Genomic DNA, 19,803 nt, shown 5'->3' with positions numbered 1-19,803 from the left:
TAAAAACGGGAGCCAGCTGGCTCCCGTTTTTATTTGCTGAGATACTTCAATTTATACCGTACCGAAGATCTTATCGCCTGCATCACCAAGACCAGGAACGATGTAACCTTTGTCATTTAGTTTTTCATCGATCGCGGCAGTAAAAAGTTCAACATCTGGGTGAGCTTTCTCTAGCGCTTCAATACCTTCTGGCGCTGCAACTAGAACTAAGACCTTAATCGCTTTACAGCCTTGCTCTTTTAGCAGGTCGATCGTAGCGATCATTGAACCGCCCGTGGCAAGCATTGGGTCTACAACCAGCGCAATACGCTCATCAATATTAGATGTTAGCTTATTAAAGTAAGGCACCGGCTCTAGTGTTTCTTCATCACGGTAGATGCCCACAACACTGATACGCGCACTTGGCATATGCTCAAGCACGCCATCCATCATGCCAAGACCAGCACGTAAGATAGGTACAACCGTCACTTTCTTACCTTTAATCTGGTCTACTTCTACCGGCCCATTCCAACCTTCAATGGTTACTTTCTCTGTTTCAAAGTCTGCAGTTGCTTCGTAAGTCAGTAGGCTACCAACTTCAGTTGCTAGCTCACGAAAGCGCTTAGTGCTGATCTCACCTTCTCTCATTAGACCCAGTTTGTGTTTAACAAGAGGGTGTTTTACTTCAACAACTTTCATTTCCATCTCCGGATACATAGGTGATTTTTAAACAAACCTTCAGATTATAAACGATTTCGTTCTCAAATTCTTGCGCTAGAACAAAAGAAAAAACCAGCGCAAACGTTTGCTATATTGGTTTATCCGCTGTTAGAATAGCGCCGATTTCATATCCAACTTTCAAACTGAGGACTTCCTTGTGAGTGCTGATAACACTTCTCTTAGCTATAAAGACGCTGGCGTAGATATCGATGCAGGTAACGCACTTGTTGATCGCATCAAAGGTGCCGTTAAACGTACTCGCCGCCCTGAAGTAATGGGTGGTATTGGTGGTTTTGGTGCCTTGTGCGAGCTACCAACCAAATATAAGCAGCCGGTACTTGTCTCAGGTACTGACGGGGTTGGAACCAAGCTTCGTCTTGCTTTGGATATGAAAAAACACGACACCATAGGCATCGACCTTGTCGCTATGTGCGTAAATGACTTGATTGTGCAAGGTGCTGAGCCACTGTTTTTCCTCGATTACTACGCGACAGGCAAACTGGATGTTGATACTGCGGCAGACGTTGTTTCCGGTATCGCTGACGGCTGTGTACAAGCCGGTTGTGCGCTTATTGGTGGTGAAACTGCTGAAATGCCTGGCATGTACGAAGGGGAAGACTACGATGTAGCAGGCTTCTGTGTTGGCGTCGTAGAAAAAGAAAATGTTATCGACGGCAGCAAAGTCGCGGCAGGCGATGCGCTTATCGCGGTAGGTTCAAGTGGTCCTCACTCAAACGGTTATTCACTCATTCGTAAGATTCTCGAAGTGTCGGGCGCAGATAAGAATGAAGAGCTAGCAGGCCGTACTATCGGCGAACATCTGCTGGAACCAACAAAGATTTACATCAAATCGGCGCTAAAAATGATTGAAGCGCACGACATTCATGCAATTTCTCACATTACTGGCGGTGGTTTCTGGGAAAATATTCCTCGCGTACTGCCTGAAGGCACCAAAGCTGTTATCGATGGCAATAGCTGGGAATGGCCTGTGATTTTCAACTGGCTGCAAGAAAAAGGCAATGTGACCACTCACGAAATGTACCGCACATTCAACTGTGGTGTTGGTCTAGTTATTGCGTTGCCAAAAGAACAAGCAAATGCGGCAGTGGCGTTGCTTGAAGCAGAAGGTGAGAAGGCATGGGTTATTGGTGAAATCGCCGATGCCAGTGCTGATGAAGAACAAGTAGAGATCAAATAAATTATGAAGAGTATTGTTGTTTTAGTTTCAGGAAATGGTTCGAACTTACAGGCGATTATTGATGCTTGTGAAACCAAGATCAGTACTGGCCGAGTGACCGCTGTTTTTTCAAACAAAGCAACAGCTTATGGCTTGGATCGAGCTAAGAAAGCAGGCGCAGCAGCCCACTTTTTGGATCCAAAATCATTCGATACCCGCGATGCGTTTGATCATGAATTGATGAAGCAAATTGATGAATACAAGCCAGATGTCATTGTTCTCGCAGGGTACATGCGCATCTTAAGTGGTGAATTCGTTCGCCACTACAGAGGCCGAATGATCAATATCCATCCTTCTCTACTGCCGAAATACCCAGGTCTGAACACCTACCAGCGAGCTATTCATGCTGGTGATGAAGAGCATGGCACCAGTGTTCACTTTGTTACTGAACAACTGGATGGTGGCCCGGTGATCCTACAGGCTAAAGTGCCCATCTTTGATGAAGACACGGTTGAAACACTTACAGAACGAGTACAAACTCAGGAACATAAGATTTATCCTCTGGTAGTGCAATGGCTGGTTGAGGAACGCTTGATCATGAAAGACGAAAAAGAAGCTTACCTTGATGGTAAGTTACTTGGAATTCATGGGTACGCTGAAGAATAGTATCAGCCGTGCAAACTCTGCGATCAAAGGCGAGCTCTGTGCTCGCCTTTTTGCTTCTATTAATCTTCAATTCATATTGACTCAGTTAGTCTGAACAAAACTAAGGAGGTCCAGAATGGATTTAAAAAGTTTATTGAATCAGGCTCTAAACTCAGATCTTGTTCGTCAAGGCCAACAGAAAGTGCAACAGCAATCTAACTCTGGAGCGCTAAAATCTCTTGGAGCAGGTGCAGTGGGTGGTGGCTTAGTCAACCTACTCATGGGGTCTAAAAAAAGTAAAAAGCTTGGCAAAAAAGTCGGTAAAAATGCACTTAAAATTGGAGGCGCAGCGGCTCTAGGGGCGCTGGCTTATACCGTTTACAATAATTGGCAAGGCAAGCAAAAAACAACCTCAGTACAAGAAGATTTTAATGCCAACGATACTATTCATAACGAGCTCATCATCAAAGCTATGATTGCCGCTGCAAAAGCAGATGGTCATGTCGACGCAGAAGAAATGCAGCGCATAGAGTCCACACTGAAAGAAGCTGGTGCGGATGCTGGGTTACAAACCATGCTCCACAATGAGCTAAACAAACCTCTCGATCCAAGCGAAATTGCTCGACTCGCTCAGTCACCACAACAAGCTTCAGAGATTTATCTCGCATCTCTAATTGTTGTCGATGAACAGAATTTCATGGAGAAAGCCTATTTGCAGGAGTTAGCCAAACAGTTACAACTGGCGCCGGAGGTGACTTTCCAGCTTGAGCAACAACTGCAAGACTAAGCCAAAGCGAACAAAAATTCAGCATCGCTGCCTTGAGCTTGAGCCAGAACAAACAGTTGCTTTGAGTTTCAATCACAGCCTGTGTATATTTGAGAGCAGTTCTCATTTAATTATTAGGTTAACAACATGAAAATATATGATTGCTGCGACTTGGTTCGCGAGCTCTATGCGCAAATTGGCAGTGGCGATCAAGCCTATGTGCCTAAAGCGATTGCTTGTTCACTACGCGCGTTAAACGATATTGCAGCGGATACCAGCCTCCCGCAACATGTAAGAGACAAAGCGGCATTTGCAGCAGCGAATCTGCTGATTTCAGATTTCGAGGATCAATAATGAACTTGGCGAACTTTGAAACGATGGATCCAATCATGCTGATGAGCATCGTCAACATGAAGCTACGAGATGACTTTGGCGGTGATTTAGATAAGCTGGCTACGTATTTTGATATCGATAAGTCAGCGCTAGAGACTAAACTCGCTTCCGCAGGTTTTGATTTCCTCCCAGAAGCAGGACAATTTCGCTAATCAAAGCGTTATCGGATACAAAAAACCGCCTAAGCAGGCGGTTTTTTATTAGAATTGATTACTCTTCGTCGAAAAAGTCATCTTCATCATCTAATTCAGCTTGCGCTGCCGCTGTGCGCTTCGCTTCTTCGTAACGTGCCTTCTTTTCAGCGGCTTCTTGCGCTAGACGCTCTTCACGCTCAACACGAACTTTACGTGCTTCACCTTTACGTTCGTTACGGGCCGCTTGGTTTTGGATGAAACCCGCTAGCTCTTTCTCCGCCCACTCTTGCGCTAAAGCTTCTGTTTCAAAGCCAGCTTCACGCTTAGACACAGATGTTTTACGTGAAGTCACTTGACGAGTGATCTCTGCACACCAACCATTACGCTTTTCAGTCACACGAATGGTAAATTTTTTGTTGTTCGACATATTCATTTCCTAAGGGATTCTAATAGAGTATTGAGGGATTTAGCCATCCCTTGGCAAGCGCGGTATTAGAGCGTAAAAAAGAGCCGTTGGCTATAGATTTTTCAACAAATAAAAAGCGCAGACTTTTCGGTCTGCGCTTTTACTTTCCAATAACAGCTAATACCTGTTAACCGACATTCTTACGTGCATTTTGGAACATACGCATCCAAGCACCGTTCTCGCCCCAACCTTCTGGAGACCATGAGTTCGCCACAGTGCGGAATACACGCTCAGGGTGAGGCATCATGATAGTCACGCGGCCATCTTGCGTCGTTAGACCTGTGATTGCGTTTGGTGAACCATTCGGGTTGTTCGGGTATTGCTGCGTCGCATTTCCGTGGTTATCCACGTAACGAACGGCAACCGTACCTGATGCTTCAATCGCTGCTAGGTGGTCAGCATCACGTACTTCTACGCGTCCTTCACCGTGAGACACTGCGATTGGCATACGAGAACCTGCCATGCCGTCGAAGAATACCGAGTCAGACTTCTGCACTTCGACTAGGCTAAAGCGAGCTTCGAAACGCTCAGACTCGTTACGAACGAAGCGTGGCCATAGGTCTGCACCTGGGATTAGCTCTTTCAGGTTCGATAGCATCTGACAGCCGTTACACACACCTAGAGAGAAGGTATCTTCACGCTGGAAGAAGCCTTGGAACTGGTTGCGAGCTTGCTCGTTGAACAAGATAGATTTCGCCCAACCTTCACCTGCGCCTAGTACGTCACCGTAAGAGAAACCACCACAAGCCACTAGGCCTTGGTACTCTTCTAGAGCGGCTTGACCAGTTAAGATGTCGCTCATGTGAATATCAGTTGCTTCAAAGCCTGCACGGTCAAACGCTGCTGCCATTTCAACGTGAGAGTTAACACCCTGCTCACGTAGGATTGCCATCTTAGGCTTAGCACCTTTAGCAATGTAAGGTACTGCAATGTCTTCGTTCACATCAAAGCTTAGTTTAACGTTCAGACCTTGGTCAGAATTGTCTTTCTTCGCTTCGTGCTCTTGGTCAGCACATGCTGGGTTATCACGTAGACCTTGCATCTTATGCGTTGTCTCAGCCCAGATAGTACGTAGTTCAGTACGGTTACGCTCTAGAACCACTGTCTCACCAGAAGTGATCACTAGCTCGTCAGACGCTTCTACAGAACCGATTACGTGTGAACATGCCTCAAGGCCGTTTGCAGCTAGCGTTGAAAGTACAGCATCTAGGTCATCATTCTTAACCTGAAGTACTGCGCCTAACTCTTCGTTAAATAGAACTGCTAGAGCGTCGTCACCTAGCGCTTCAATATTCGCTTTAACACCACAGTGACCTGCGAATGCCATCTCAGCAAGAGTAACGAATAGACCGCCATCGCCCTTATCGTGGTAAGCCACAACTTGATCGTTCGCAACTAGAGTTTGAACGCCTTCGTAGAAACCTTTTAGCTGCGCTGCGTTGTCTACGTCTGCTGGCTTATCACCAAGCTGCTTGTAAACCTGTGCTAATGCCGTTGCGCCTAGACGGTTTAGACCGTTACCTAGGTCGATAAGAACAAGTGATGTATCGCCTTTGTCTGTGCGTAGCTGAGGAGTAATTGTCTTACGTACATCTTCAACGCGAGCAAACGCAGTGATGATTAGAGATAGCGGAGACGTCACTTCTTTCTGCTCGCCATTCTCTTCCCACTTAGTCTTCATCGACATTGAGTCTTTACCCACTGGGATAGTCAGGCCAAGTGCTGGACATAGCTCTTCACCCACCGCTTTCACTGCTTCGTAAAGACCTGCATCTTCACCTGGGTGGCCTGCTGGAGACATCCAGTTAGCAGACAGTTTAATATGTTTGATATCACCGATGTTTGTCGCAGCAATGTTAGTGATAGCCTCACCCACCGCTAGACGAGCAGATGCGCCAAAATCTAGAAGAGCAACTGGTGTACGCTCACCCATAGACATCGCTTCACCGTGGTAAGTATCGTAGCTAGCTGCGGTTACTGCGCAGTTTGCTACTGGCACCTGCCATGGGCCAACCATTTGGTCACGCGCCACTAGACCGGTCACCGTGCGGTCACCGATAGTGATAAGGAATGTTTTCTCAGCAACGGTTGGGAGACGTAGCACACGGTCCGCCGCTTCGTTTAGCTCAATGCCGTCACGGTTAACCGCTGGGTTGTTTGCTTTTAGCGTCTTCGCATCACGGTGCATCTTAGGCGTCTTACCTAGAAGTACATCCATTGGCATATCGATTGGCGTGTTGTCGAAGTGTGAATCTTCAAGTTTCAGTTCACGCTCTTCTGTTGCCACACCTACGACTGCGTATGGTGCGCGCTCACGCTTACAGATAACATCGAATGCGTCCATGTTTTCTGGAGCAACCGCCAGTACGTAACGTTCTTGAGATTCGTTACACCAGATCTCAAGTGGGCTCATACCAGGTTCGTCGTTTGGTACGTCACGTAGTTGGAAGATTCCACCACGCTCACCATCGTCGACAAGCTCTGGAAGTGCGTTAGAGATACCGCCCGCGCCTACATCGTGGATGAATGCGATTGGATTCTGTTCACCAAGCTGCCAACAACGGTCGATCACTTCCTGACAGCGGCGTTCCATCTCAGGGTTTTCACGCTGTACTGAAGCAAAATCAAGATCTTCTGCCGATTGACCCGATGCCATTGAAGATGCTGCACCACCGCCAAGACCGATGTTCATTGCAGGACCACCAAGTACGATTAGGCTTGCACCGACTGGGATCTCTTTCTTCTGCACGTGCTCATCACGGATGTTACCCATACCACCAGCAATCATGATTGGTTTGTGGTAACCACGAACCTCTTCACCAGCGTGAGAGTTCACTTTTTCTTCGTAAGTACGGAAGTAACCTAGTAGGTTAGGACGACCAAATTCGTTGTTAAACGCCGCGCCACCAAGTGGGCCTTCTAGCATGATGTCTAGTGCATTAACAATGCGGCCAGGCTTACCGAAATCTGTTTCCCATGGCTGTTCAAAACCCGGAATACGTAAGTTAGACGTTGTGAAACCAACTAGGCCTGCTTTTGGCTTACCGCCAATACCTGTTGCGCCTTCGTCGCGGATTTCACCACCAGAACCTGTAGATGCGCCCGGCCATGGAGAAATAGCCGTTGGGTGGTTGTGCGTTTCCACCTTCATTAGAATATGGGCTTTCTCTTGGTTGTAACCGTACTGGCGAGTTTCTGGATTCGGGAAGAAACGACCAACCTCAGAACCGACCATTACTGCTGCGTTATCTTTGTAAGCAGACAGCACGTTATCTGGTGTCGTTTCGAATGTGTTTTTGATCATCTTGAACAGAGACTTCTCTTGCTTAACGCCGTCGATAGTCCAGTCTGCGTTGAAGATCTTGTGACGACAGTGCTCTGAGTTCGCCTGTGCGAACATCATTAGCTCGATGTCTGTTGGGTTACGATCTAGCTTATTTACGAACGCATCGTAAAGGTATTCAATTTCATCGTCTGCAAGTGCAAGACCTAGGGTAACGTTTGCGTTTTCAAGCGCAGCACGACCACCAGAAAGTAGGTCAACGTCAGCTACAGGTGCAGGCTCTGCCACTTGGAAAAGTGCATTCGCTGAGTCAAAGTCAGCAAAAACCACTTCCATCATGCGATCGTGGATAATTGCTTTTAGCTCAACCAATTGAAGCTCAGTTAGCTCTGCAGATGTTTCAACGTAGTACGCTGTACCACGCTCAAGACGAACCACCTTGTCTAGACCACAGTTATTTGCGATGTCTGTCGATTTTGATGACCAAGGAGAGATAGTGCCTGGACGAGGCGTAACTAGAAGCAGCAGACCAGTTGGCTCATGCTCTTCAATAGTTGGACCGTAAGTCAGTAACTTTTCTAACTTCTCAACTTCAGATGCGTCTAGATCCGCCGTTAGATCAGCAAAGTGGGTAAATTCAGCGTAAATACCCGTTACTGGCAAGCTCAATTCACGACAAAGCTCTAGAAGCTTGTTAACACGAAATTCAGATAGAGCAGGGGAGCCACGAAAAATTCTCATGTGCTTAGGTCTCTTATGCAATTGGTTAAGGTCTACTGACCTGAGGTGATATTGGAATAAATTCAGTGGGTTAGACTGTTTTACTTCGAAGCTATTCCCTAGAATTCTAAAACCTATGCCGATTCCACCTCTCCTTTGCGGGCGCATTATAAAGGATTTATTTTTGTGATGTAACACCAAAAGCAACCGTTTGCGTCATTTTTTTCATCAAATTTGAATTACCGCAAAAATCCTAATTTAAAATCTTTAACCCGAACTCACTCTGATTGTCTTGCCTTGTTATGACACTTTGATATAAATGCCCTACTGGAAGTATGAGAATGATGTGAATGAAGAAGCAATACTTGAACTGTTGGACATCAATCAGCGCCTTGCTGTTTGCTGTATTGGTGTTATCCGGCTGTCAGATTGAATCAGAGCCTAAAAGTGATTTAGACCAAATACGCGAGCGTGGCGTATTGCGTGTCGGCACCTTGAACAATCAGTTGTCTTACTATATTGGTCCCGATGGCCCTGCGGGCTTGGATTATGAACTGGCTCGTGAGTTTGCCAATGAGCTAGGCGTACAACTGGAAATGAAGCCGGCCTACCGAATCTCATCGCTCTACCCTGCACTGACCAAAGGCGAAATTGATATTATTGCTGCTGGCTTAACTCAATCTGCTGAGCGTATGGAGCGATTCCGTCCCGGCCCTGCTTATTATTATGTCAGCCAACAAGTGGTCTACAAAAAGGGCCAATGGCGACCACGTAATTTAGAACAGCTTCTCAGTAAACAACCTGATCAAATTGAAGGGGAAGATGATCAACCTATCCTAAAAATCGTTAGTGATTCACATGTGAAGCAGACTCTGAACGCCATAAAGCAAGAAGCCTATCCTGACTTTGCATTTGAAATAGATCCTGAAGCGGAGGTAAGCGATCTACTTAAACAGGTCTCTGATGGTGATCTGATGTTCACTATCGCCGATTCCGTCGAGGTATCCCTATCGCAACGAATCTACCCTGATATTGCATTAGCCTTTGAACTCACAGAAGATCAACCCATCTCTTGGTTTGTTCGCCGTTCAGAAGATGAAAGCTTATATGCATTGATGATTGAATTCTTTGGTTACACCAAACAATCAGGCCATCTCGCCTCACTTGAAGAAAAATATATTGGTCATATCGGCAGCTTTGATTATGTTGACACACGCGCATTTATCCGTGCCCTTGACTCCAAACTGCCTAAATGGTCACCGTTATTTAAAAAATATTCTGAAGAGTTTGACTGGCGTTTAGTGGCCGCGTTGGCTTATCAAGAGTCACACTGGAATCCCCGAGCTAAGTCACCAACGGGCGTTCGTGGCATGATGATGCTGACATTACCCACCGCTAAAAGCGTCGGGGTCACAAACCGACTCGACCCTAAGCAATCAGTACGAGGAGGCGTAAACTACTTGCGTCGTATGGTTTCTCGTATACCCGATTCTGTCGATGACCATGAAAAAATCTGGTTTGCTCTCGCTTCTTACAATGTTGGCTACGGTCATATGATGGACGCAAGGAGACTAACCAAAAGACAAGGGGGCAATCCGGATTCATGGGCCGATGTAAAAGATCGCTTGCCATTACTACGCCAGAAAAAATACTACAGCCAGACTCGATATGGCTACGCTCGCGGTGATGAAGCAAGAAACTACGTCGAGAACATTCGCCGTTATTACCAAAGTATTATTGGTCATGTGGAGCAACAAACGGCAGATAATAGCGACATCAGTATAGACGACCTTGCCGTCATCGAAGTGCCGGAAAGTTCAGTCTCTTCAGCTTCAGCCAGCTCAGCGGCAGCACCAACAAATCAAGAGTAAAAACCAGCTTTCAAGTGTACTATCGCTGTTTAGTGATTGTGCACTTGAATTCTTGCGTACTTACCCACACATAGTCTCGTAAGCTAGCGATCTTGCAAACATTATTAAAACAGTAACAATTGGCTGGTAAAAGACGAGTTACTCAAGGTAATCAGTACCTTCGAATAAGAAAGCCATAATTCAGATATAACTCATAGTAGGAGGTTGTTTTATAAGTAGACGTAAAATGCGGTCAAAACGCCTTAATAAAACGGTGGCAGCAAACCGCCGTAAGAGAATGCTCAGTAACAATAAGAAAAAAGTCATTGCTCGTCATCGAGCCTTCATGCAGCTAATTTGCGCATAATCCTAGCAAGCACCTAGACACGGGTGTTTGCTAGAGTCTTATCCTTCAAAACGCTTTGCCTGTTTCTGCGCTTTGTTCTCTTTACGACGACGCTTAAAGAATGCTTGCAATTGCACTCGACACTCTTCTTCCAATAATCCAGCTTCGATATCCGCGTAGTGATACGCAGCCTGGTGCTCAAACAAATTAAGTACTGTTCCAGCTGCTCCCGCTTTTAAGTCTGGAGCGCCGAACACGATACGTTTGACTCTGCTATGAAGCAAAGCTCCGGCACACATTGGACACGGCTCCAGCGTCACATATAAGGTTGTATCAAGGAGGCGATAATTCTCCAAAACTTGGCCTGCTTTACGCAGTACCTGCATTTCTGCATGTGCCGTTGCATCATGATGACCAATAGACTGATTCCAACCTTCAGCAACCACTTCTCCGTCCTTGACCAAGACAGCACCAACAGGTACTTCTCCCTCTAACTCTGCCTGAGCAGCAAGCGCCAGCGCACGTCGCATGAAGAATTCATCTTGAGAGGAAAACTGAGAATCTGACACTTAAGGCTCCAAAATCTAACACAGATGCAGTGGGAATATGATTCTACCCATAACCCCACGAGAGTAAAAGAGCGCTCAATTGCCACTATAAAATAAAAAGCGCCAGTCTCTCAACCGGCGCTTATCAATCCTCATGCTGTCAACTTACATTGTATATGTGTAAGGAGCTTGAATGCCCAGTGGGATACCCAGTGCCCAATATGTCACTAGGAAAATAGACCAACCGATCAACATTGCAATTGAGAATGGCATCATTAGAGATGCTAGGGTACCAATACCAGTCGACTTCACGTAGCGCTGACAGTAAACCACGACGAGAGGGAAGAAGACCATCAGAGGCGAGATAATGTTCGACACAGAATCACCAACGCGGTATGCCGCTTGAGAAAGCTCTGGCGAAATACCTACAGCCATTAGCATTGGTACTAGAATTGGACCAATTAAAGCCCATTTGGCTGAAGCAGAACCAATTAGCAGGTTTACAGAAGCCGTCAACAGAATCATACCGATGATCGTTGCTTCACCCGGAAGGTTCATTGCTTTCAGACCTTCTGCACCGTATAGCGCTAGCATAGTACCAATATTCGACTGTGCAAATGCAGCCAAGAACTGAGCACAGAAGAATGACATAACAATGTACGCACCCATTGTCGACATAGTGTCCGCCATCGCTTTAATGATGTCGTTACTGGTCTTAAATGTCCCCGAGACTTTACCATACACGTAGCCTGGAATGATGAATAAAATGAAGATCAATGGAACAATTGACTTCATTAACGGCGCGGTAAACGCTGTAATTTCACCTTCAGGAGAACGCAATGCCGAGTTTTCAGGGATAATAGCTGCGATCAATACAGCAATACCAGCCAGCATCGCCCAACCCGCATAGCGGAATGCTTTTGACTCAAGTTCAGTGAAAGAACCTAGATCTGGTGCTTTTTCTGCATCTTCGTCGATTGGCGTTTTCGCTAGGCGAGGTTCGATGATTTTTTCTGTTACATACCAACCAATCGCTACAATGATGATTGAAGATAGACCAGTAAAGAAAATATTCGCAAGTGGGTTTACAACGTATTCAGGATCAAGAACCTGTGCTGCAGTTTGTGTGAAACCAGCGAGTAGTGGGTCGATACCCGAAGGGATAAAGTTTGCAGAGAAACCACCCGATACGCCAGCGAATGCTGCAGCGATACCCGCTAATGGGTGACGACCAGCCGCATGGAAAATGATACCACCGAGTGGAATAACAAGAACGTAACCTGCATCCGCCGCGGTGTGCGAAACAATCGCAACCAGAATAAGCATTGGAGTAAGTAGCTTAGCTGGAGTGAAGTTAAGCATCTTCTTGAGGCCTGTGGTAATAAAGCCTGAAGAATCCGCTACCCCTACACCAAGCATAGCAACCAGTACGATACCTAGAGGCGCAAAACCAGTAAATGTTGTCACCATATTCGCGAGGAAGCTTGCTAGAGATTCGCCGGTTAAAAGGTTGTTGATTGCAAGTGCTTCGCCAGTGCGTGGGTTTAACAGATCAAACGAGACGTTTGAAAGGAGAGCAGACGCAGCCCAAGTAATAACTAGAGCCCAGAAAAACAAAATAGCAGGATCTGGGATCTTATTACCCGCGCGTTCAATAAAGTTTAAAAAGCGATCCATACCACTCGGCTTGTTGGATGGCGCTTGATTTACAGCTTGGTTACTCATGGTAACTCCATATGTGATGTTGTTGCCTTAGGTCTGTAATGATTGTTGTAGCGACCTATTATTCAACGACACATTTTATTAAAAGCGCCTCTAAAAAGCACAAGATTCCACAATTTTTTCCATATTTGGAGACATATTTTGCAAAACTGGCGTTATCACGCAACAAAGTAAAAACAACAATCGCCCATAGATTGAAACAGGTTTGAAACCATTTTGAAAAAAATAGAGAACACTAACAGGTAAACACTCAACAACCAACATTGAATATAAAACAAACTACATAGCAAACTCATTGAACTCAGAGACAAATGTTGTTAACTCTATAGATTGATTTTTCCCATAACGATCTTGCCAACAGACAGCAACGCTAATGAGTTGAGTTTCGATACCATTCAGCACAATAGATTTGGAGTCACACTGTAGTTGAAACTCTTCTTCTAATGACATCTGGCAACGTTCAAGAGTAAAGCAGGGATCTTGATTTATCGTATCAAACGAATAATTTTGGGGCTCCACAACTGAACTGTGACTGATAAAATACTCGATCTGTGACTCCGCTAGATAAAGCGCTTTTGTCGCCTGATTAGCCCAATCTGATTTCGTCTCTATATAGGTATGCAGTTTTACTAAACCAATAGCGCTACTACTTACAAGAAATAGCCCGATTAATACTTCAATCAAGCTCACGCCTTTTTGATTAGAAATCATACCAACTTCCTCTCACCCATAGCGTTTGATGGTGCTTTCTAGCCGGACTGGCTGTTATATCTTGATTAAACTCGGTATCCAAAGAAGTATCGATTAACGCATAACGCTCAGGTACATCTAAAATCAAACCACCAATCGGATAAAAACTCCCACTCTGAAAGTAACTTACCCGCTCTTTTTCAATAGCGACAACGGAAGACAATGCATCTATGGTTTGGGTTAAGTTTACAGATAATTCGTCATTTTCAATCGTTTCCAAACCAGCGTCGTCAAGAGCGGAATCATCAGAGACAAAATGATAAACCAGAGCCTTCAACGCTTGATGGCCTGACACTGCAAACGCTCCGTTATGCAAAACTAAAATCAAGCCTCCGGCCAAGTAGGTATCGATAGCACCATTGATTGTTTGTAGATCGTCTGATGTCAGTTCGCAGCTTCCATAGACCCAGATAAATTCATGGGAAGCCTTAATAAGCTCACTGATCTTTTCACCACAGTCTTCTATCATTTGAGGAGCAGGCAAGTCGCTGGCGTTTGCTGGTAAGAAGCTCGCTAAAGACGATGGAACGTAACCAAATAACCCTGTGTCTGACATCACGTCAAACCAGTGATTACGCGAAACGTTAAAGACTTCTTTAAAGGGGTCCAGGTTCTCATGCAGGGCGAAATCATCTTGAGTGGAAGAAAGTTGCCAGGCAAACCCAGTATAATTTTTGTCGGCACAATGCTGCTGATTTTCAACCTCTCCCAAAGGAAAATAACGAGGAAGTACAGCTCTTTGTTTGGGTTGTTTAGTGGAGTAACTCTGAGCATAAACCTCGTTTTGATACCGGAGTGATACACATGCCCACTCGTTCTCACTGACCTTATCTCCATGATGCGGTGCAAGGTTTAACGAACCGTATACATATAGATGAGCAGTGGTTGTCATTGCGCTTTTAATTTGTAGCTCTGGTAGGAAAAATGCCTTACTCAAAGTAAGAAACCACTTGATGAGCGGATCTTATGTGGTGTTCCCGTTTCTATTTCCAATCCATCCAAACCAAGCCAATCTTGGCAACCATTTAAACTTTCAGGAATCAGACCTTCACTTGATACACTAGCAAATGCACACTCTAAACCGCCTTCAGCAAGCCAGTGAGCTGTGCGGCTGTCAACCTCATTATTACTCCGCTTTACCTGATAAAGTACGCCTTTATAACTCCCCATAATGACCATCAAGGTCACCGAGAGTAACAGGCAGGTCATCACAATCAACGCCGCTCCACTTTGTTTCTTCACCTCACCAGTTCCTCGTTTTGACAGAAAAACCCAGTGATTGCGTAACTTGCAGTTGATCCACTAACTGGGTTGAAAGAACGACACTCACAAGAGCTGAAGAGATAGACAGGCCTACCAAGGGCTCAACATTCAACTCAAATACTTCAATAGCGATACGTCGACTATCAAACAAAGTGTTACAAGTATTGCCAAAATAAGTCGTAAAGCTCTCTGCTTCTACGACAGACATAACGCGTGACAATTTCTTCTCACAAACTCTGAGGATCTGCTCAGATTGTCTATCTCTTTGATAAACAACATTTGTGTATGCCTCCTCATCCTCAACATTCCCCGAAAGATAGGCGTAAGCAATTAGACTCATTTGATTATCATGCCTGATATAATAAGTTTGTGCCGCGCCGGATAGCTTAAGGCTAGAACCCATACCTCCGCTGTAGCCAGCCCGATGTAAGTCCTGCTTCATCATTTGAAGAACACTATTGGTGCTTTGGAGTAGCATAAGTTCGTTAGCTCGATAAACCGCTGTACGCTGATGATGGATCAACATACTCATCACCACACTTATCACTAGTATGCTAAGAGAGGCAGCAACAAGGAGCTCGAGCAAACTCCCCCCTCTCTGCCGATAAATCAGCATACTTCATAGCCCAAGTAAGTTTTATTTGGAGAACAAACACGAACAATAGCAGAGCGAAAGTGCGTTCTTAGCTCAAGAACTAGCTCAGGTTGCTGGCTAGGATAGAAAGTAAATCGGCCACTTTTAGGACGGCCATGGGTTGCATCAAAGCTGATTTGATTCGAGCTATACGTTGTGTCTAGTTTAATCCCTGAAAATGAAGCCCCAGACAAACGCATTAATACCACCCCTTGGAACTCCTTTTTGTTATCAGTTAATTCCAGCGCCCATTCTCCGCTAACGGTTAACAAGTGAATCCATAACGGTTGGCGGCGCAAAACAGCTTGAGATTTAGCCATTACGACAAGTCCATTTAACTCTGTCGCTAGCCTAGCCATTTTGGCGGTATTAGAAACGGAAACAAAGCTAGGGAGTGCCCATAGCGCGACCACGCAGACCACCGATAAAACAATCAACACTTCTATCAATGTAAAACCACGAGGCATTTCCCAAACTCTCATGTAACACTCACAAGGTTCAAAACCATACTTGGTTCGATGCTACCACTGAGAAACAATGCCCAGATGCAAAAGAAAAGAGGGATTCGGAGTGTTCGGTGAAAATCGATGTAATCAGAGTAAACAAAGTCTAAATGGAATGACTTTGCTCGAACTGTTGGTGGTAACAGTCGTGATAGTGATTTTATCTGCTATCGCTTACCCAAGTTATTTGGACTTCGTGCGTCAATCTCATCGGACAACGGCCATCTCTGACTTAGCGCGAATCCAACTGGCGTTGGAATCGAACTACAGCGGACAATATCAATGGAGCCACATCGTATCTGAAGGCCAATGCACTCTATGCCTGTCTGACCAAAACCGCTTTATTTTTTCTATCACTAGCGGAGCAAGCACCGCATATACGATCAAGGCCACCGCTCAAACAAGCAGCCAGCAACATCTCGATACCTGCCTAATAGAGAACAACATTGATTACATCAGCTTAGACGCAAAAAACATAGAGTTTCCTGCGTCTTGTTGGGAATAAAAAAGCCTGCACATTTGGCAGGCTCTCTCATAACAATCTTTCGAAGGTTAACTCGTTAGGTCATCGAAAAACTTCTTCACCCCATTGAAGAACCCTTCCGCTTTCGGCTTGTGCTTAGTTGCCGCTTCACCACCACAAGACTCTTCAAACTCTTTCAATAAATCTTTCTGACGTGAACTTAGATTGACAGGCGTTTCAACTACTAACTTAACAATTAGGTCACCAACACCACCGCCTCGAACACCCTTCACGCCTTTACCGCGCATACGGAACATACGACCCGTTTGCGTTTCGGTTGGTACTTTCAGGTTCACACGACCATCCAGTGTTGGTACTTCGACTTCACCACCCAGTGCAGCCATTGCAAAGCTGACAGGCACTTCACAATAAAGGTTGTTGCCATCACGCTCAAAGATGTGGTGCTCTTTCACATGAACCTGTACGTATAGGTCACCCGCTGGAGCGCCCATTTCTCCTGCTTCACCTTCACCAGAAAGACGAATACGATCACCAGTATCAACACCAGCAGGAATCTTAACGTTAAGCGTTTTAGTCTTCTGCTTGCGGCCTTGACCATGACATGAGTTACAAGGGTCTTTGATGATCTTACCCTTACCATGACAGGTAGGACAGGTTTGCTGAACCGCAAAGAAGCCCTGACGCATCTGAACCTGACCATGACCGTGACAGGTTCCACACGTTTCAGGAGACGAGCCTTTCTTCGCGCCGCTGCCATCACAAACGTCACAGTTAACTAGCGTTGGCACTTCAATTTCTTTTGAAACACCGCGAACCGCTTCTTCTAGCGACAGTTCCATGTTATAGCGCAGGTCTGCACCGCGTTGCGCGCGCTGCTGACCACCACCACGTCGGCCACCGCCAAAGATATCACCAAACACATCACCAAAAATATCACCGAAATCAGCACCAGAACCACCGCCAAAGCCACCGCCGCCCATGCCACCTTGTTCGAATGCTGCATGCCCATATTGGTCGTAGGCCGCTTTTTTCTGAGGATCCAGTAGGACTTCGTACGCTTCTTTTACTTCTTTAAACTTATCTGCAGCAGACTCATCACCCTGGTTGCGGTCTGGGTGGAATTTCATTGCAAGGCGCTTATACGCCTTTTTAATATCACGTTCTGATGCATCACGGCTTACGCCTAATACTTCGTAAAAATCACGTTTTGACATGTTCTTCGTCACCAATTTAGTACTGCAAACGACCGATTGTCGCTTGGTGTTTGTATCGTTCTAGATAAAGGCTTTGTGCAAAAGTGCTTATCTGGAAAGACAGCGTATTTACAAACAGGCGGGCGTGTGAGTTCCCTCAAACGCCCGCATATTACGTTAAGTTAAGTCAGAATCGAGAATTATTTTTTCTCGTCTTTAACTTCTTCAAACTCAGCGTCTACAACGTCTTCTTCTTGCTTAGGCTGTTCACCAGCTTCTGCACCAGCCTGTTGTGCCTGAGCTTGTTGCTGAGCGATTTCCATAAGTTTTTGCGCAGCGGTCATAAGAGCTTGTACTTTCGCATCAATCGCTTCTTTGTCTTCACCCTTACGAGCTTCTTCTAGCTCAGAGATAGCAGATTCAATCTTCTCTTTCTCTTCCGCTGGAAGTGCGTCACCCGCTTCTTCAACTTGCTTACGAGTACCGTGGATCATTTGGTCAGCTTGGTTACGTGCAGCCGCTAGCTCTTCGAACTTCTTGTCCGCTTCTTTGTTAGCTTCTGCTTCTTGTACCATTTTTTCGATTTCATCGTCGCTTAGACCGCCTGAAGCTTGGATAGTGATCTTCTGCTCTTTACCAGTCTGCTTATCTTTCGCTGATACGTGAAGGATACCATCCGCATCTAAGTCGAAAGTTACTTCGATTTGTGGCATACCACGTGGAGCTGGCTGAATGCCTTCTAGGTTGAATTGACCTAGAGACTTGTTGTACATCGCCTGCTTACGCTCACCTTGAAGAACGTGGATAGTTACCGCATTCTGGTTGTCTTCTGCTGTTGAGAAAACTTGGTTCGCTTTGGTTGGGATAGTGGTGTTCTTCTCAACTAGCTTAGTCATTACGCCGCCCATAGTCTCGATACCTAGAGACAGAGGAGTAACGTCTAGTAGAAGTACATCTTTAACATCACCCGCAAGTACACCACCTTGAACTGCAGCACCCATTGCTACTGCTTCGTCAGGGTTCACGTCTTTACGAGCGTCTTTACCGAAGAACTCAGCCACTTTCGCTTGAACCATTGGCATACGAGTCTGACCACCAACAAGGATAACGTCAGTAATGTCGTTCACAGATAGGTCTGCGTCAGCTAGAGCAACTTTTAGTGGTTCAAGAGAACGTTGAACTAGATCTTCAACTAGAGATTCTAGTTTCGCACGAGTCACTTTAACGTTCATGTGCTTAGGACCAGTCGCATCTGCAGTCACGTAAGGTAGGTTTACGTCTGTTTGAGAAGTAGAAGAAAGCTCAATTTTCGCTTTTTCTGCTGCTTCTTTAACACGCTGCATTGCTAGAGGATCGTTCTTAAGATCGATACCTTGCTCTTTCTTGAACTCTTCAACTAGGTAGTTGATCATGCGGTTATCGAAGTCTTCACCACCTAAGTGAGTGTCACCGTTAGTCGCTAGTACTTCGAATGTTTTCTCGCCTTCAACTTCATCAATCTCGATGATAGAGATGTCGAATGTACCACCACCAAGGTCGTATACAGCGATAGTGCGGTCACCACCTTGCTTGTCTAGCCCGTAAGCTAGAGCTGCTGCAGTAGGCTCGTTGATGATACGCTTAACTTCTAGACCAGCGATACGGCCAGCATCTTTAGTTGCTTGACGCTGAGCATCGTTAAAGTAAGCCGGTACTGTGATAACTGCACCAGTTACTTCCTCACCAAGGAAGTCTTCTGCCGTTTTCTTCATTTTCTTCAGTACTTCAGCAGAAACCTGAGGAGCCGCCATTTTCTGGCCTTGCGCTTCAACCCAAGCATCACCGTTGTCAGCTTTAACGATTTTGTACGGCATGATTTCGATGTCGCGCTGTACTTCTTCGTCTTCGAAACGACGACCAATAAGACGCTTAATTGCAAATAGCGTGTTTTCTGGGTTTGTAACTGCTTGACGTTTTGCTGGTTGACCTACTAGTGTCTCACCGTCTGTGTAAGCAATTACCGATGCAGTAGTACGCTCACCCTCTGCGTTTTCAATTACACGTGGTTTGTCGCCGTCTAGTACCGCAACACATGAGTTAGTAGTACCTAAGTCAATACCAATGATTTTACCCATCAGGCTATCTCCGAATAAATTTCTATTTTCGTTTTGCTATATCCCCTATGTGGGGATGGAGAGTCGGGTTTCAACCCTTGCTCACAAACAAAAATAATGATGTTTGCTTCTCT

General features: G+C 45.6%; 19 protein-coding genes. 7 read left to right on the top strand and 12 right to left on the bottom strand.

The annotated features are described in order from the left end of the window. Positions 1-51 precede the first annotated feature (51 nt). Positions 52-678 (bottom strand): uracil phosphoribosyltransferase, encoded by a 627-nt coding sequence (gene upp, locus L1D31_RS13005; protein ID WP_239837531.1) that lies wholly within the window; start codon positions 676-678, stop codon positions 52-54. Positions 679-856: 178 nt separating this feature from the next. Between upp and purM the strand changes: the two genes are divergently transcribed. From purM to L1D31_RS12980, 5 genes are all read left to right on the top strand, one after another. Beyond that, positions 857-1,897: a phosphoribosylformylglycinamidine cyclo-ligase gene (purM, locus tag L1D31_RS13000; protein WP_239837530.1), complete on the top strand. Its 1,041-nt coding sequence runs from the start codon at positions 857-859 to the stop codon at positions 1,895-1,897. A 3-nt stretch (positions 1,898-1,900) separates the two neighbouring features. Further along, positions 1,901-2,542, top strand: coding sequence for a phosphoribosylglycinamide formyltransferase (gene purN, locus L1D31_RS12995; protein ID WP_239837529.1), 642 nt, complete (start codon positions 1,901-1,903; stop codon positions 2,540-2,542). Positions 2,543-2,657: 115 nt separating this feature from the next. Then, complete coding sequence (locus L1D31_RS12990) at positions 2,658-3,308, top strand: tellurite resistance TerB family protein (RefSeq protein WP_239837528.1); 651 nt, start codon at positions 2,658-2,660, stop codon at positions 3,306-3,308. Positions 3,309-3,434: 126 nt separating this feature from the next. Continuing rightward, a complete protein-coding gene (locus tag L1D31_RS12985; protein ID WP_239837527.1) occupies positions 3,435-3,641 on the top strand; it encodes a YaeP family protein in 207 nt (68 codons plus the stop codon). Beyond that, positions 3,641-3,832: a DUF4250 domain-containing protein gene (locus L1D31_RS12980; RefSeq protein WP_006959611.1), complete on the top strand. Its 192-nt coding sequence runs from the start codon at positions 3,641-3,643 to the stop codon at positions 3,830-3,832. Before L1D31_RS12985 ends, L1D31_RS12980 begins: the two co-directional genes overlap by 1 nt. A 58-nt stretch (positions 3,833-3,890) precedes the next feature. Here the strand turns inward: L1D31_RS12980 and L1D31_RS12975 are convergent, their stop codons facing one another. Together L1D31_RS12975 and purL are read right to left on the bottom strand one after the other, a co-directional pair. Beyond that, on the bottom strand, positions 3,891-4,241 hold the full coding sequence (locus L1D31_RS12975) for a DUF3622 domain-containing protein (protein WP_239837526.1): 351 nt from the start codon (positions 4,239-4,241) through the stop codon (positions 3,891-3,893). A gap of 166 nt (positions 4,242-4,407) precedes the next feature. Next, positions 4,408-8,304, bottom strand: coding sequence for a phosphoribosylformylglycinamidine synthase (gene purL / locus L1D31_RS12970; protein WP_239837525.1), 3,897 nt, complete (start codon positions 8,302-8,304; stop codon positions 4,408-4,410). Between the two features lie 329 nt (positions 8,305-8,633). Here purL and mltF point away from each other — a divergent pair, with 329 nt between their 5' ends. Then, entirely contained in the window at positions 8,634-10,154 is a 1,521-nt protein-coding gene (mltF, locus tag L1D31_RS12965) for a membrane-bound lytic murein transglycosylase MltF (protein WP_239837524.1), read from the top strand. Between the two features lie 384 nt (positions 10,155-10,538). On the opposite strand, the gene tadA is transcribed toward mltF, so the two are convergent. The 7 genes from tadA to L1D31_RS12930 form a co-directional block, all read right to left on the bottom strand. Continuing rightward, the gene (gene tadA / locus L1D31_RS12960) at positions 10,539-11,048 is read right to left on the bottom strand and encodes a tRNA adenosine(34) deaminase TadA (RefSeq protein ID WP_239837523.1); all 510 of its coding nucleotides are present in this window, start codon (positions 11,046-11,048) and stop codon (positions 10,539-10,541) included. A 144-nt stretch (positions 11,049-11,192) separates the two neighbouring features. Beyond that, a complete protein-coding gene (locus L1D31_RS12955) occupies positions 11,193-12,752 on the bottom strand; it encodes an AbgT family transporter (RefSeq protein ID WP_239837522.1) in 1,560 nt (519 codons plus the stop codon). Positions 12,753-13,028: 276 nt separating this feature from the next. Beyond that, the gene (locus L1D31_RS12950; RefSeq protein ID WP_239837521.1) at positions 13,029-13,460 is read right to left on the bottom strand and encodes a prepilin-type N-terminal cleavage/methylation domain-containing protein; all 432 of its coding nucleotides are present in this window, start codon (positions 13,458-13,460) and stop codon (positions 13,029-13,031) included. Further along, positions 13,450-14,436 (bottom strand): hypothetical protein, encoded by a 987-nt coding sequence (locus tag L1D31_RS12945; protein ID WP_239837520.1) that lies wholly within the window; start codon positions 14,434-14,436, stop codon positions 13,450-13,452. The genes L1D31_RS12950 and L1D31_RS12945 overlap by 11 nt, the downstream gene beginning before the upstream one ends. Further along, positions 14,433-14,741 carry a hypothetical protein gene (locus L1D31_RS12940; protein WP_239837519.1) on the bottom strand — a complete coding sequence of 103 codons (309 nt, stop codon included), beginning with the start codon at positions 14,739-14,741 and terminating at the stop codon, positions 14,433-14,435. Before L1D31_RS12940 ends, L1D31_RS12945 begins: the two co-directional genes overlap by 4 nt. A 1-nt stretch (position 14,742) precedes the next feature. Further along, positions 14,743-15,294, bottom strand: a complete 552-nt coding sequence (locus tag L1D31_RS12935; protein ID WP_239837518.1) for a pilus assembly protein PilW — start codon at positions 15,292-15,294, stop codon at positions 14,743-14,745. Between the two features lie 77 nt (positions 15,295-15,371). Then, complete coding sequence (locus L1D31_RS12930; RefSeq protein WP_239837517.1) at positions 15,372-15,878, bottom strand: GspH/FimT family pseudopilin; 507 nt, start codon at positions 15,876-15,878, stop codon at positions 15,372-15,374. Positions 15,879-15,966: 88 nt separating this feature from the next. Between L1D31_RS12930 and L1D31_RS12925 the strand changes: the two genes are divergently transcribed. After that, on the top strand, positions 15,967-16,404 hold the full coding sequence (locus L1D31_RS12925) for a type IV pilin protein (RefSeq protein ID WP_239837516.1): 438 nt from the start codon (positions 15,967-15,969) through the stop codon (positions 16,402-16,404). A gap of 47 nt (positions 16,405-16,451) precedes the next feature. Here the strand turns inward: L1D31_RS12925 and dnaJ are convergent, their stop codons facing one another. Both dnaJ and dnaK read right to left on the bottom strand, forming a co-directional pair. Continuing rightward, positions 16,452-17,597 carry a molecular chaperone DnaJ gene (gene dnaJ / locus L1D31_RS12920; protein ID WP_239837515.1) on the bottom strand — a complete coding sequence of 382 codons (1,146 nt, stop codon included), beginning with the start codon at positions 17,595-17,597 and terminating at the stop codon, positions 16,452-16,454. Positions 17,598-17,776: 179 nt separating this feature from the next. Then, the gene (gene dnaK, locus L1D31_RS12915; RefSeq protein ID WP_239837514.1) at positions 17,777-19,690 is read right to left on the bottom strand and encodes a molecular chaperone DnaK; all 1,914 of its coding nucleotides are present in this window, start codon (positions 19,688-19,690) and stop codon (positions 17,777-17,779) included. Between the last annotated feature and the right edge of the window lie 113 nt (positions 19,691-19,803).

This window comes from Vibrio sp. Isolate23 (genome assembly GCF_022398095.1).
Classification (GTDB): domain Bacteria; phylum Pseudomonadota; class Gammaproteobacteria; order Enterobacterales; family Vibrionaceae; genus Vibrio; species Vibrio coralliilyticus_A.
Note: the sequence above shows the minus strand (reverse complement) of the source record. Positions and strands in the feature narration are given on the sequence as shown.